Below are 13,237 nucleotides of genomic sequence, written 5' to 3'. Positions count from 1 at the left end.
CTCAGGTGCCGGTGTGGACCCTCCGCCCCTCGACGAAGGTCTCCAGGACCCGGGTCGCGGCGATCTCCTCGGTCGGACCCGCGAACGGGTCGCGGTCGAGGACGACCAGGTCGGCCGCCTTGCCGACGGTGATGCTGCCGGTGATGTCGTCGAGGTGGTTCACATGAGCGCTGCCCGCCGTGTAGGCGGCCATGGCGGTGCCCAGGTCGAGGCGCTGTTGCGGGAAGAAGGCCGGGGTGCCGTCCGGGGCCTCGGGGGAGACGCGGTTGACGGCGACATGGATGGCCTGGAGGGGGTCGGGACTGCTGACGGGCCAGTCGCTGCCGGCCGCGAGGGTCGCGCCGGCGCGCAGCAGGTCCCCGAAGGGGTACTGCCAGGCGCCGCGTTCCGCGCCCAGGAAGGGCAGGGTCAGTTCGTCCATCTGCGGCTCGTGCGCGGCCCACAGCATCTGCAGGTTGGCGCTCGCACCCAGGGCCCGGAAGCGCGGCAGGTCGGCGGGGTGGACGACCTGGAGGTGCGCCAGGTGGTGCCGTGTGTCGCGGCTGCCGTTGGCGGCCCGGGCGGACTCCACGGCGTCCAGCGCCTCACGCACCGCCCGGTCGCCGAGCGCGTGGAAGTGCACCTGGAAGCCGTGGGCGTCCAGTTCGGTGACGTACTTCCGCAGCTCGCCCGGCTCGACGAAGCTGATGCCGCTGTTGTCCGAGGTGCAACCGCAGCCGGTCAGATAGGGGGACAGCATGGCGGCGGTGTGGTTCTCGGCGATGCCGTCCTGCATGATCTTCACGGTCCCGGCGTGGAACCGGTCCCGGCTCAGCTCCTCCCTCCTGGCGACGAGTTCGCCGATCTGCTCGGCGCCGCGCTCGCGGTCCCACCACAGGGCGCCGACGACCCGCGCGGTGAGCAGGCCCCGGTCCAGCGCCGTCAGATACGCCGGAGCCGGGTCGGTCAGGTTGGCGTACGTGCCGACGATGGCGTCCTGCCAGGCGGTGACGCCGTGCGCGTGCAGCACGGCCTGGGCGCGCAGCAGACCGGCGAGCTGCTCCTGTGGCGTGGGGTCGGGCACCAGCCGGCCCACCAGGTGGACCGCGCCCTCCTGGAGCATCCCCGTGGGGTTGCCCTCGGCGTCGCGCTCGATCCGGCCGTCGGCGGGGTCGGGGGTCCGGGCGTCGATGCCCGCACGCTCCAGGGCCCGGCTGTTGACCCAGGCGCCGTGGTGGTCGCGGTTGGGCAGGAAGACGGGGCGGTCCGGGACGACCGCGTCGAGGGCGTCGGCCGTGGGGGAGCCGCCGGGGAACGCCTCCAGGGACCAACCGCCCCCGGTGATCCACTCGACGTCCGGGTGCGCGTCGGCGTAGGCCGCGATCCTGCGCAGGTACTCGTCCGCGTCGGTGGTGTCGCCCAGGTGGCACAGGCCGAGTTCGAGGCCCGCGCCCATCGGATGGACGTGGGCGTCCTGGAAGCCCGGCAGCAGCAGCTTCCCGGCGAGGTCGACGACCTCGGTGCGCGGCCCGATCAGCTCGCGCACCTCGTCGTGCCCGACGGCGGCGATCCGCCCGCCGCGCACGGCCACCGAGGTGGCGCGGCTGCGGGCCGGATCGACGGTGTGCACGGGGCCGCCGGTGAGAACGAGGTCCGCGGGTCCCGGGGCAGGGGGGTGTGACATGGGGGTGAACTCCATGAGGGTCAGACCGCCGTGCGGTCCATCGGCAGGGTCAGGGCCTCGGCGTCGGTGACGCGCCCGGTCGTGAAGTAGGGCGAGCGCCGGACGTACTTGGCCACGGCGGCCATGCCGAGGCCGGCGAGCACGGTCACGGCGGGCAGCGAGAACATGAACCAGCCGTTGTCCGGGCTCAGTTCGAAGTGATCGCTCATGGTGAGGTACGAGTATCCGAGATAGCCGCCGAGGCCCAGCAGCACCAGCCCGGACCCGGCCGGCACGACGACGGCCAGCAGCGCCTCGCGCGCCCCCTCGTGCCGCGCGGCACGGAACCGCACGGCGCAGGCGAGCGCGGTGAGGCCGTAGTAGAGGGCCACGATCAGGCCGATGGCGTTGACGGCGGCCAGCAGCATGTCGCTCAGCTTGGGGATCGCGAAGGCGAGCACGGCGATCACGGCGGCGACGGACATCACGACGGCGGTTCCCGCGGCGGGCGTGCCCCAGCGCGGGTGGACCCGGGTCCACAGCGGGCCCATGGTGCGGTCGCGGCCCATGGCGAGCAGGCCGCGTGCCGTGGGGATCAGCGTGGCCTGCACGGAGGCGACGGCGGAGAACATCAGGGCGATGAGGGGCAGGGTCGCCCAGGGTTCGGCGGCCAGCTTCTCCCCGAGGTAGGGGAGGGCCTGCGGGCCGTTGCGGACGAGCTCGGCCAGGCTCATCTCCCGCTGGAAGGCGACCGAGGCGAAGAGGAACAGGCCGAGCATCGCGAACAGGGCGATGAGCCCGCCCCGGGCCGAGTCGCCCGGATCCTTCGTCTCCTCGTTGACGCTGAACGCCGCGTCCCAGCCCCAGAAGAAGAACACCGCGAGGACCATGCCCTGGGCGAAGGCGGTGCCGCTGGAGATCTCGAACGGGTTGAACCAGGACAGCGACACCGCGTGGTCGCCGGTGAGCAGGGCCCAGCCGCAGAAGCCGAGCAGCACCGCGTACTCGAAGACCAGCAGGGCGAACTGGAACCGGGTCGCACCGCGGACACCGGTGACGGCCAGGACGGTGAGGGCCAGCAGGATCACCAGTCCGACCGCCGTGCACACGCCGGTGGACGTCGGATCGAGGGCGACGCCCGCCAGGCTGTGCAGACCGGCCTTGTCGGCGAAGGCCAGCACGACCGAGCCCATGATCGCGCTGGTGTAGGCGCAGAAGATGACCGAGCCGACCAGCGTCACCCAGCCGGTGAGGAAGCCGGGCCAGGGGCCGAGGGATCTGCCGACCCAGGTGTAGCCGTTGCCGCAGTTGGGTTCGGAGCGGTTGAGCCGGGCGTAGGCGAGGGCGATGCCCAGCACCGGCAGGAACGCCAGCAGCAGGAGCGCCGGAGCCTGCAGGCCCACGACGGTCGCGATCGTGCCCATGCCGATGGCGATGCTGGTGGTGGCCGCGGTGCTGGACGCGGCGATGGCGACGCCGTCGACGACGCCGAGGGAACGGCGCAGCGCGGGACGGGGCGGGGGCGGTGCGGACGACATGACTGGCTCCTCGGGGACGGGGTGGGAAGAGCCGCGCGGGACTGTGATGGAACAGCCGGTGGCCATATTGGGTCAACCCTGTTGACGTAAGGCGACAAGGGCCGTTCACTGCGTTACGCGAGAAGCCTCCGGTCGGCGAGAAGCCGCCGGCGCGCGAGAAGACCCCGGTGCGCGAGGAGAGGAGTCCGGGTCATGACCACCCGTGTCCCGCAGGAACGCCGGCGTCGAAGGCCGACCCGTTCGGGAGTCCTGCTGTCGGAGGACCTGATCGTTGAGACCGCGCTGCGGCTCATCGGCGAGCACGGGCCCGAGGCGCTGAGCGTGCGCCGGCTCGGCGCGGCCCTGGGCTGCGACCCGACGGCGCTGTACCGCTACTTCCACGGCACCGACGACCTGGTGCTCGCCATCGCCGACCGGATCATCGGCGACGCCATGGCCGGCTTCACCCCGGGGGACGACTGGGTGGCCTCGCTGCGCGAGATGGCCCTGAGGGTCCGCGCGGGATACCTCGCCCATCCGCGGGCGGCCGCCATGGCCGCCCACCGCGTGACCCGGCGCCGGAACGAGATCCGTGCCGTCGAGACGGGGATCGGCCTGCTGCTCACCGCGGGCTTCCCGCCGGCCGACGCCGCACGGCTCTACCTGGCCTTCATCGACACCGTCCTCAGCCACGCCGCCACGGAGGCGGCGTTCCACGCGCTTACCCCGCAGCAGCGCGAGGCCGACCATCGGTCGTGGCGGGACGTCTACCAGGACCTCGATCCGACGGCGTACCCGTCCCTGACCGCGGTGCGGCGGGAGCTGCCCGCGATGGCGGACAGCTCCTTCGAACCGGCTGTGGACCTCCTGCTGGAGGCCCTGGCGGCCCGCGCACGGAGGTGAACCACCCCGCGCGCTACAGCACCTCGGCTCGCCCGGGAGTGTCGTCCAGGAAGCCGCCCGACTGGTGCTGCCACAGCTTCGCGTACGCACCCTCGGTCGCGAGCAGTTCCTGGTGGGTGCCCTGCTCGATGATCCGGCCGCGGTCGAGGACGACGAGCTGGTCCATGCCGGCGACCGTGCTCAGCCGGTGCGCCACCACCAGTGCGGTCCGCCCCTCCATGAGCCGCCACAGCGCCTCCTGGACCAGCAGTTCGCTCTCGGAGTCCAGGGCGCTGGTGGCCTCGTCGAGCAGCAGGATCGGCGCGTCCCGCAGGATCGCCCGGGCGAGGGCGACGCGCTGGCGCTGACCGCCGGACAGCTTGACGCCGCGCTCGCCCACCATGGTGTCGAAGCCGTCCGGCAACGCCGCGGCGAACTCGGTGACATGGGCCGCCTCGGCCGCCCGTCGGATCTCGGCGTCGGTGGCGTCCGGGCGGGCGAAGGCGATGTTGTCCCGCAGGGTGCGGTGGAACATCGCCGGGTCCTGCGGCACGTACGCGATCCGCCCGCGCAGGTCCGCCTGGCGCACCCGGCTGATGTCCTGGCCGCCGACCAGGATGCGGCCGCCGTCGATGTCGGTCATCCGCAGCAGCAGCCGGGTCAGGGAGGTCTTGCCACCGCCGGACCGGCCCACGAGTCCGATCTTCGCCCCGCTCGGCACGGCCAGGTCGAGTCCCTCGAAGAGCGGCCGGCCGCCCCGGTGGGCGAAGGTCACCTTCTCGAAGCGGACGTCGCAGGCCCGGGACCGCAGCGGCTCGGGGGTCGGTGGGTCGAGCACGGTCGGCGGCACCAGGAGCAGTTCGGTGAACTGCGCGGCCTCCGTCATCGAGCTCTCCAGCCTGCGGTATATCTGGTTGAACTCGAACATGATCCGGGTCGCGTTGGTGTAGTAGGCGAAGGCGACCACGATCGCCTCCACACCGTGTGTTCCACCGGCCAGCGTCACCGCGAGCAGCAGACCCATCGCGCTGGTGAGGACGGACATCGGCGCGACCAGCGTGTCGATGCGCAGGTTGCCGTAGTCCCACGACCGCATGGTGAGCCGGCGCGACGTCGCCACCCGGGAGCGGTGTTCGGCGGCCTCGCGCTCCTCCGCGGCGAACGCCCGCACCGTGTCCATGTTCATCAGGCTGTCGGCGACATGGCCCGACACCCGGGCGATCGCCTCCTCACGCCGGTCGACGAGCGCCTGGCGCCGCCGGATGAGCGGCACGACCAGCACCGCGGTCAGCGCGATCATCACCAGGAGACCGACGACGAGCAGCGGTTCGTAGCGCCACAGCACCACCGCGCCGAACGTCAGCGGCACGAAGCTCCCCACGATCTGGAACGTCAGCGTGTCGACGAACTGCTCGAACCGCGAGGCGAAGCTGAGGACCCGCTTCGTCAGCGAACCGGCGAAGTTGTCATGGAAGAACGCGGCGTCCTTGGCGAACAGTTCGTCCATGCCGATCACGTACAGGTGCTCGATGCCCAGGGCTTCGAGACGGGTGAGGCAGTGCAGGGCGACGCGCCACAGCGCCTCCGCGGTCAGCAGGACGCCTGCGAAGACCAGCACGTACGGCAGCATCGCGCCGAACGTGACGTCCTTGTTCCCCGCGATGTCGCCGACGAGCCTGGCGACGATCAGTGGCGCGACGTAGTTGATTCCGATGTTTCCCAGTGCGGAGAGCAGCATCGCGGGCGCCGCCCACCGGCGCAGCCGGGACAACTCCCGCCCGTAGTAGCGAAGTGCGAGAAGTACCGAGCGCCTGCCCGGTAATACCCTGTGTGTTTCCGGCGTTTCCATCCCACCCCTGTGTCGTCCTGTGGCCGCCCGCCACGCCGCGCGTGCGGGCAGGGGCCATCGCCGCAACGGATGTGTGAGGTTTCGGGTCGAGTCCGGAAGTGTCCCGCGATGCCGGCCATGGCGTCCAAGCGTTTTCCGGCCGGGGGGTGGTGTGCGGGGAGCGCCCTGGTGCGCGGCGGGCGGATTCGGGGTGGACCGGTGGCGCGCGCCGGCGAGCGAGGCGGAGGCGCCCCTGCCGGTGCTGCGTCAGGCGAGGCCGGAGGGGTCCTCCGGGCCGAGGGCGATCGACCGGGCCGCCGTGTTCTCCTCCGGACGGGCGGTCAGTCCCGGATCGCGCCGACGATGAGCGCCTGCAACTGGGCGGCCGTGTGGTCCAGCGGTTGGGTGCTGCGCTTGGCGCGGCACATGGCCACGGTTCCCTCGACCGCCGCGACGATCAGCGTCGCGAGCTGGGCCGCCTGCTCGGGCTCCGCGCCGTGCTCGCGCAGCGACCCGGCCAGCAGGCCCTCCCACTCCTCGAAGACGCCGGCGGCCGCCGCCAGGGCGGTGGGTGTCTCGTCCGCCGGGGGTTCCTCGATCGAGACGGCGAGGACCGGGCAGCCCGCCCGGAAGTCGCTGTCCACCACGATCCCGCGCCACAGGTCGAGGAAGGCCCGCAGTCCCGCGACCGGTCCCGCCTCCAGCTCCTTGCGCAGGCTGCGGGCGGCCCACGCCCCCGTGAGGCGCACCGCCTCCGTGGCCAACTGCTGCTTGCCCTCGGGGAAGTAGTGGTACGTCGAGCCCAGCGGCGCCCGGGCGTGCTTGGCCGTCTCGCGGATGCTCGTCGCGTTCAGACCGCGCCGGCTGATCATGTCGGCCGCTCCGGCCACGATCCGCTCGCGCGCCGTCGGACTGGGCTTGGTCACGTGCACGGTCCCTTCTGACCTCACTGGCTATAACAGCCGTCATAGTCTAGCGTGGCCATGCGTTATAACGACTGTCATAGATCCGCGTCGCCCGACGTGACGAACGAGGAGAGAGGTCTGCCCATGCCGATGATCCGGCTCACGGTCCCCGCCGGTGCCCTGACGGAAGAGGGCCGCGGCAGCGTCCAGCGCGAACTCGCCGCCGTGCTGCTGCGCTGGGAGGGCGCCCCCGACACGGCGTTCTTCCGCGCCCAGGCGTGGAGCTACCTCGTCGAGCTGCCCGAGGGCGCCCAGCGGACCGCCGAGGACGACGCCCCGCGCTTCCTGGTGGAGGTCACCGTCCCGCAGGGCGCCCTGTCCGAGCGCCGCAAGGCCGGACTGGTCGAGGAGGTGACCCGGACCGTCCTGTCCGCCGCCGGGCTCGCCCCGGGCGACGCCCTGCGCGTGTGGGTCCTGGTGCACGAACAGCCCGACGGCACCTGGGGCGCCGACGGTGCCGTCATCCGCCACGCCGACCTCGTGGCTCTCGCGAAGGGGCAGCGGACCGATGCGTGAACTGACCTATGTCGCCCGGCGCACCGTCGAGTGGCGTGAAGTGCCCGACCCGAAGCTCCGGTCCGACGGCGAGGCGATCGTGGCGCCCGTCGCCGCCACCCCCTGTGACGTGGACTCAGCCATCCTGGCCGGTCACGGCTTCATCGAGCCGCCTTTCGCCCTCGGCCACGAGTGCGTCGCCCGGGTCGTCGAGACCGGCGACGCCGTCACCTCCGTGGCCCCCGGCGATCTGGTCGTCGTCCCCTGGTCGATCAACTGCGGCACCTGCGACCGCTGCCGGGCCGGCCTCACCGCGCACTGCGCCACCGTCCCCTACATGGCGATGTACGGCGCACCGATCGGCGGCAGCTGGGGCGGACTCTTCTCCGACCTGGTCCGCGTGCCCTACGCCGACGCCATGCTGGTGCCCCTGCCCGCCGGCCTCGACCCGGTCGCCCTGGCATCCGCCAGCGACAACTGGTCCCTGGCCTGGCGCCTGGTCGCCCCGCACCTGACGGCCCGCCCGGGAGCACGGGTCCTGGTCGTCGCCCGCGGCAGCATCGGTCTCTACGTCTGCGACATCGCCCGGGCGCTCGGCGCCTCCGAGGTGCTCTGCGTCGACCCCGACCCCGAACACCGCGCGCTCGCCCGTGACTTCGGCGCCACCACCGCCGAGACTCTGGAGCCCCTGCCGCAGAGCCACGACATCGCCGTCGAGGCGACCGGCCGCGTCGACCAGCTCGCACTCGCCCTCAAGTGCCTGACACCCGAGGGGATCTGCGAGAGCGCGGGCAACCACTTCCGCCCCGGCGAACTGCCCCTGCTCGACATGTATCTCACCGGCGTCACCCTGCGCGTCGCCCGCGACAGCGTGCGCGCCCACATCCCCGACGCCCTCGCGCTCGCCGCCTCCGGCCGGGTCGACCCCGGGAAGGTCGTCTCCCACGTCATCGACTGGGAGGACCTGCCGGCCGCGCTGCCGGAGAAGCACCTCAAGCCGGTCTTCGTCCGGGCCGGGGCCGGGGACGGGTCATGACGCGGCGCTGGCGTCCGGGCGCAGTGTGAAGACCTGGTCGAGGCCGACGACGGTGAGGACGCGGAGCAGGTTCGCCGGTACGGCGGCCAGGACGACGTCGGCGCCGGCGGCCAAGGCGTGCTGGCGGGCGGCGAGCAGGGCGGTGATGCCCGAGGAGTCGCAGAACGCGAGGCCGGACAGTTCGAGGATCAGACACTGCCCCGGTGACAGGGCCAGCTGGTCGAGCCGGCCGCGCAGCACGGGGGCCTGGTCGAAGTCGAGGTCGCCGACCACGTGCAGAACGGGGCCGGTCGCGGTGTCGCGCTGTCTGATGGTGAGCGGGTTCATGAGGTGTGACTCGTCGAGGGCGATATGAGGGAGGGGGCGGCGGGAACGCCGAGTGCCAGCAGGGCGGTGTCGTCGTCGAGACCGTCGCCGAAGCTCTCGAGCAGCCCGGTGAGGGCCGTTATCAGTTCGTGCGGTGAGGCGGGGGCGTGGTCGGTGGCGAAGGCGTGCAGGGCGTCCTCGCCGTACAGGTCGTCCCGGCCGGGGCCCATCCGGGCCTCGGTGAGGCCGTCGGTGTACAGCACGACCGTGTCACCGGGCGCCAGGACGGTCTCGGCGGTGCCGATCGGCGCGCTGGGGAGGACGCCGATGAGCAGCCCACCGGGGGTGGGCAGGAACTCGGCGCGGCCGTCGGAGCGCAGCACGAGCGCCGGCGGGTGACCGCCGGAGGCGAGGCGCACGGTCGTCGGCCCGTGCTCGCTGCCCGGCTCGACGATCCCGAAGATGCAGGTGCAGTACCGGGGATTGCCGTCGCCGGTGTACCGCTCGTGCAGCACGGCGTTCAGCGTGGTCAGCGCCGAGGCCGGATCCGGATCGTGGTGGGCCGCTGCGCGCAGGGTGTAGCGGGTCAGCGAGGTGAGCGAGGCGGCCTCGGGACCCTTCCCGCACACGTCCCCGAGGAAGAACGCCCAGCGGCCCCCGGCCACGGGGAACAGGTCGTAGAAGTCGCCGCCGAGCTGGTCCGGCGAAGCCGTGTGGTAGTGGACGGCCGACTCCAGGCCGGGCACGGCGGGCAGCGAGTCCGGCACGAGGGAACGCTGCAGGACGGCGAGCGCGTCGGCCAGCCTGGCCCGGTCGGCCTCGGCCTGCCGCCGGGCCTCGTCCGCCTCGGCGCGGGCCCGCTCGGCCTCCTCGCGGCGGCGCAGGAGCTCCTTCTCGTAGGAGCGGCGGTCCGAGGCGTCGAAGACGGTGATCCGGATCAGCAGGGGCTCGCCCTCGCTGCCGCGCTTGATCACCGCGGAGACCAGCACGGGCAACGGGCCGCCCTCCTGGCGCCGCATGTCCAGGGCGATGCCCCTGAGCTCTCCCTGCATGCGCAGCAGCGGAGCGAAGTGCGTCTCGTGGTACAGCTTCCCGCCGATGGTGAGCAGGTCCGCGAAGCGCTTGCGGCCCGCCACCGCCTCACGGTCCAGCCCGAGCCAGTCCAGCAGCGTGGTGTTGATCTTGGCGATGGTGCCGTCCATCATCGTGGACAGGTAGCCGCAGGGCGCGGACTCGTACAGGTCCTCCGCGCTGTCCTCCAGCAGCGCGGTGAATGCCGCGTCCGTGCTCGCCTCGTCCCCCGTCTCGGCGGGGTCCGGTACGCCGCCCGTACGACACATCACTTCAAGGACTCCAGGAAGTCGAGGATCGCCCCGGTGGTGGCCTGCGGCGCGCTGAGCTGGGGGCAGTGCCCGGTGGCGTCGAGCGTGACCAGCCGGGAGGCGGGGATCGCCGCGTGCACGTAGGCGCCGACCTCGCGGGGTGCGATGGCGTCCTGCTCGCACTCCAGGACGAGAGTCGGCACGGACACGCCCTTCAGGTCCTCGCGGCTGTCGGTGAGGAACGTCGTGCGGGCGAAGACGCGGGCGATGTCGGGGTCGGTGGCGCAGAAGCTGTTGGTCAGCTCCTGGCCCAGCTCCGGCCGCTCCGGGTTGCCCATGATCACCGGAGCCATCGCGGACGACCAGCCCAGGTAGTTCGCCTCCAGGGAGGCGAGCAGCTCGTCGATGTCCTCCGTGCTGAAGCCGCCGCGGTACCCCTCGTCGTCGATGTAGCAGGGCGAGGGCGTCACCATCACGAGCGCCCCGATCCGCTCCGGCGCCGCCTGCGCCGCCAGCACCCCGACCATGGCACTCACCGAGTGCCCCACGAACACCGCCTGCCGCAGGTCCAGCTCCTCGCAGACGTCGACGACGTCGGCGGCGTAGCCCTGAAGCGACGCGTAGCGGTCCTCGCTCCAGGCCGCGAGGTCCGAACCGCCGGAACCGACGTAGTCGAACAGCACCACCCGGTACCGCCGCGAGAGCTCGGGCACCACGAGCCGCCACATGTTCTGGTCGCAGCCGAACCCGTGTGCCAGGAGCAGCACGGGTGCGTCGTCGGGGCCCATGACGTTGACATTGTTCCTGCGGCGGATGTCCATACCGGCCATGCTCCCACCTCGGCCGGAGCGAGGGGACGGCGGGCCTGGGAGCGACGCGGCGGCGACCGGGAAATCAGCTCAGGTAGAGCGGCACCCTCGAGGCCGGCTCGCCCAGCCCCGCCTGCTCCTCCTCGGTGGGCGCCCGCCGCCCGGTGCCGATCAGCAGGGCGTCCACGTCGTGGAAGGCGGGCGGGAACGGGCTCCCCGCGATCTGCTCCAGCATCTCCCGCGACCGGACGAGGCCTTCCGCGGGCGGCTGCTCCGCGTCCGGGAGGTAGGCGATCAGGTCGAGGTGGTGCAGCGTCCACTCCATGACGTAGGTGGAGAGGAAGTCGCGCACGGTGAGGATCTCGTCACGGGTGCCGACCCGGCCGGCCGGGTCGGCGAGCAGGGCCGCGCGGCCGGCGGCCGAGCCGACGTCGTCCAGATGGAACTTCAGCAGGTGCGGATCCTCGTAGGCGGCGGCCAGCCGGACGGTCAGCGCGTCGAGCGGGTCGTCACCCGTCGGCGGAGTACCGGAGACGTCCCAGTACGTCAGAGCGTCGCGCGTCGGTTCCCGCTCGGACGGGGTGGCCAGGGTGATCAGGACGTCCTGGGCGTCGACGATCAGATGGCACACCAGGTCCCGGACCAGCCAGCCCGTACAGCCGGAGGGCCGTCCGAAGTCCTCGTCGGAGAGATCCGCCACCGCCGCGCGCAACGCCGTCCAGGAGCGTGAGAAGAGATCCACCTCGGCAACGTAGTGCGGCGCCGCGACGCCGGACAAGCAGGTTTCGGGCGATTGCCGGCGACACGAACGCGTCGTGCGCGCCGGCGCCCCTCACCCTCCGGGCGCCCCCAGCCGTCCCCCCACCAGGGCGGCGAGTTCGTCCGGCGTACGCGGACCCGGCTCCGCCTCGGCCAACAGGCCCTGTGCGCGCAGGAGTTCCGCCGTCGCCGCACCCCACGGCAGGCGCAGCCCCGCCTCCCGCAGGAGGTCCGTGCGGGCCAGGGCCGTGGCCGCGGGCCCGGTGCGGACACCGGACGGGGTGAGCAGCGCCGCGTCGTCGGCCCAGCGCAGGGCGAGGTCGACGTCGTGGGTGGCCATCACCACCGTGGTACCGGCGGCACGCAGACCGTCGAGGGTGGTGAGGAGCCTCTCCTGGCCGTCGGGGTCGAGTCCGGCCGTCGGTTCGTCGAGGACGAGGACGCGCGGCCGCATGGCGACCGCGCCCGCGATGGCGGTGCGTTTGCGCTGCCCGTAGGAGAGCAGATGGGTGGGCCGGTCGGCCAGGGCCGTGATGTCCAGGGCGGCGAGCGCCTCCGCCACCCGCGCCCGTACCTGCGTGTCGTCGAGGCCGAGGTTCAGCGGCCCGAACGACACGTCCTGCTCGACGGACGCCGCGAACAACTGGTCGTCCGGGTCCTGCACGACCAGTTGCACGGTGGTCCGCAGCCGGGTCAGCCCCTTGCGGTCGTACGACACCGGCTGCCCCTGGACCGTCAGCCGCCCCTCGTGCGGCTTCAGCCCACCGGAGAGCAGCCGCATCAGCGTGGTCTTGCCGCTGCCGTTGCGGCCGAGCAGTGCGAGCGCGCGCCCCTCGCGGATGTCGAAGTCGAGGCCCCTGAGCACGGCCGGGCCGTCCTCGTAGGCGAAGGACGCGCCCCGCAGGGCGACGAGGGCGGGCTCGCTCATGTCAGCGGCCTTTCCAGAACGAGGGTGAGGACGGCCAGCGCGGCGAGGAGCGCGCAACTGGCCGCCGTGAAGCGGGCGGAGACCCGGGCCTCGGGCACCAGGACGCGCAGGGTGCCGTCGTAGCCGCGCCCGGCGAGTCCCGCCTGGAGCCGGGTCGCCCGGTCGAAGGCGCGGACGAACGCGGTGGCGCCGAGCCCGGCCAGGGAACGCCACTGAGCGCCCCGGCCGGTGTGGCCGAGCCGGGCCGCCTGGGCCTCCCGGATGCGGCGCACGGAGTCCAGCAGCAGGAAGCTCATCCGGTACGTCACGAGCGCGACGTCGACGACCGGCGCGGGGACCCCGGCCCGGACCAGCCGGGGCAGCAGGTCGGACATGGGCGTGGTGAAGGCGAACAGCAGCACGCCCAGGGAGGCCGCCGAGGTGCGCAACAACAACTCACCGGCGCGGAGCGGCCCGTCGTCCGCGAGGGAGACGAAACCCCCCGGACCGCCCACCTGGACGAGCAGCGTGACCGCGCCGGTCACGCAGAAGCCCAGCGGCACCCGGTAGGCCCGCCACAGCCGACGGCCGGGCACACCGGCCGGCCCAAGCAGCACCACCAGGGCGGTCAGCAGCACCAGGGCCGCGCCCGGCCAGGGCGGCAGCGAGATCGCGAGCACGGTGAGGCCGAGCCCGAGTACGGCCTTGTCCACGGGATGGCGGCGGCGCCAGCGACTGCTGTGCGCCGCCGCGTCGATCGGCAGCACCC

Annotated in this window: 13 protein-coding genes; 3 read left to right on the top strand and 10 right to left on the bottom strand. The window is 72.8% G+C overall.

Annotation, left to right across the window (positions count from 1 at the left end; translation table 11 throughout):
• Window position 1: 1 nt before the first annotated feature.
• Together IE153_RS00910 and IE153_RS00905 are read right to left on the bottom strand one after the other, a co-directional pair.
• The gene (locus IE153_RS00910; protein WP_229828597.1) at window positions 2–1,663 is read right to left on the bottom strand and encodes an amidohydrolase; all 1,662 of its coding nucleotides are present in this window, start codon (window positions 1,661–1,663) and stop codon (window positions 2–4) included.
• 20 nt (window positions 1,664–1,683) lie between these two features.
• A complete protein-coding gene (locus IE153_RS00905) occupies window positions 1,684–3,180 on the bottom strand; it encodes an APC family permease (RefSeq protein ID WP_189587621.1) in 1,497 nt (498 codons plus the stop codon).
• A gap of 192 nt (window positions 3,181–3,372) precedes the next feature.
• Here IE153_RS00905 and IE153_RS00900 point away from each other — a divergent pair, with 192 nt between their 5' ends.
• Entirely contained in the window at window positions 3,373–4,062 is a 690-nt protein-coding gene (locus tag IE153_RS00900; protein WP_189587620.1) for a TetR/AcrR family transcriptional regulator, read from the top strand.
• Window positions 4,063–4,075: 13 nt separating this feature from the next.
• Here the strand turns inward: IE153_RS00900 and IE153_RS00895 are convergent, their stop codons facing one another.
• Both IE153_RS00895 and IE153_RS00890 read right to left on the bottom strand, forming a co-directional pair.
• Window positions 4,076–5,890 carry an ABC transporter ATP-binding protein gene (locus IE153_RS00895; protein ID WP_189587619.1) on the bottom strand — a complete coding sequence of 605 codons (1,815 nt, stop codon included), beginning with the start codon at window positions 5,888–5,890 and terminating at the stop codon, window positions 4,076–4,078.
• A 320-nt stretch (window positions 5,891–6,210) separates the two neighbouring features.
• A complete protein-coding gene (locus IE153_RS00890; protein ID WP_189587618.1) occupies window positions 6,211–6,795 on the bottom strand; it encodes a TetR/AcrR family transcriptional regulator in 585 nt (194 codons plus the stop codon).
• Window positions 6,796–6,918: 123 nt separating this feature from the next.
• Between IE153_RS00890 and IE153_RS00885 the strand changes: the two genes are divergently transcribed.
• Entirely contained in the window at window positions 6,919–7,350 is a 432-nt protein-coding gene (locus IE153_RS00885; protein ID WP_189587617.1) for a tautomerase family protein, read from the top strand.
• Window positions 7,343–8,365 carry a zinc-dependent alcohol dehydrogenase gene (locus IE153_RS00880; protein ID WP_189587616.1) on the top strand — a complete coding sequence of 341 codons (1,023 nt, stop codon included), beginning with the start codon at window positions 7,343–7,345 and terminating at the stop codon, window positions 8,363–8,365. The genes IE153_RS00885 and IE153_RS00880 overlap by 8 nt, the downstream gene beginning before the upstream one ends.
• On the opposite strand, the gene IE153_RS00875 is transcribed toward IE153_RS00880, so the two are convergent.
• The 6 genes from IE153_RS00875 to cbiQ form a co-directional block, all read right to left on the bottom strand.
• Complete coding sequence (locus tag IE153_RS00875) at window positions 8,360–8,692, bottom strand: STAS domain-containing protein (RefSeq protein WP_189587615.1); 333 nt, start codon at window positions 8,690–8,692, stop codon at window positions 8,360–8,362. The two genes, IE153_RS00880 and IE153_RS00875, sit on opposite strands and share 6 nt — an antisense overlap.
• Window positions 8,689–10,011, bottom strand: a complete 1,323-nt coding sequence (locus IE153_RS00870; RefSeq protein WP_189587614.1) for a PP2C family protein-serine/threonine phosphatase — start codon at window positions 10,009–10,011, stop codon at window positions 8,689–8,691. Before IE153_RS00870 ends, IE153_RS00875 begins: the two co-directional genes overlap by 4 nt.
• Window positions 10,011–10,814, bottom strand: coding sequence for an alpha/beta fold hydrolase (locus IE153_RS00865; protein ID WP_189588515.1), 804 nt, complete (start codon window positions 10,812–10,814; stop codon window positions 10,011–10,013). The genes IE153_RS00870 and IE153_RS00865 overlap by 1 nt, the downstream gene beginning before the upstream one ends.
• 73 nt (window positions 10,815–10,887) lie before the next feature.
• A complete protein-coding gene (locus IE153_RS00860) occupies window positions 10,888–11,544 on the bottom strand; it encodes a maleylpyruvate isomerase N-terminal domain-containing protein (RefSeq protein WP_189587613.1) in 657 nt (218 codons plus the stop codon).
• Window positions 11,545–11,634: 90 nt separating this feature from the next.
• Entirely contained in the window at window positions 11,635–12,489 is an 855-nt protein-coding gene (locus IE153_RS00855) for an energy-coupling factor ABC transporter ATP-binding protein (RefSeq protein ID WP_189587612.1), read from the bottom strand.
• Window positions 12,486–13,235: a cobalt ECF transporter T component CbiQ gene (gene cbiQ, locus IE153_RS00850; protein ID WP_189587611.1), complete on the bottom strand. Its 750-nt coding sequence runs from the start codon at window positions 13,233–13,235 to the stop codon at window positions 12,486–12,488. Before cbiQ ends, IE153_RS00855 begins: the two co-directional genes overlap by 4 nt.
• Window positions 13,236–13,237: the final 2 nt, after the last annotated feature.

Origin of the sequence: Streptomyces massasporeus, from assembly GCF_014648995.1 — a bacterium.
GTDB classification, from domain to species: Bacteria; Actinomycetota; Actinomycetes; order Streptomycetales; family Streptomycetaceae; genus Streptomyces; species Streptomyces massasporeus.
The sequence above is the reverse complement of the archived record's forward strand: the minus strand, read 5'-3'. Positions and strand labels throughout refer to the sequence as shown.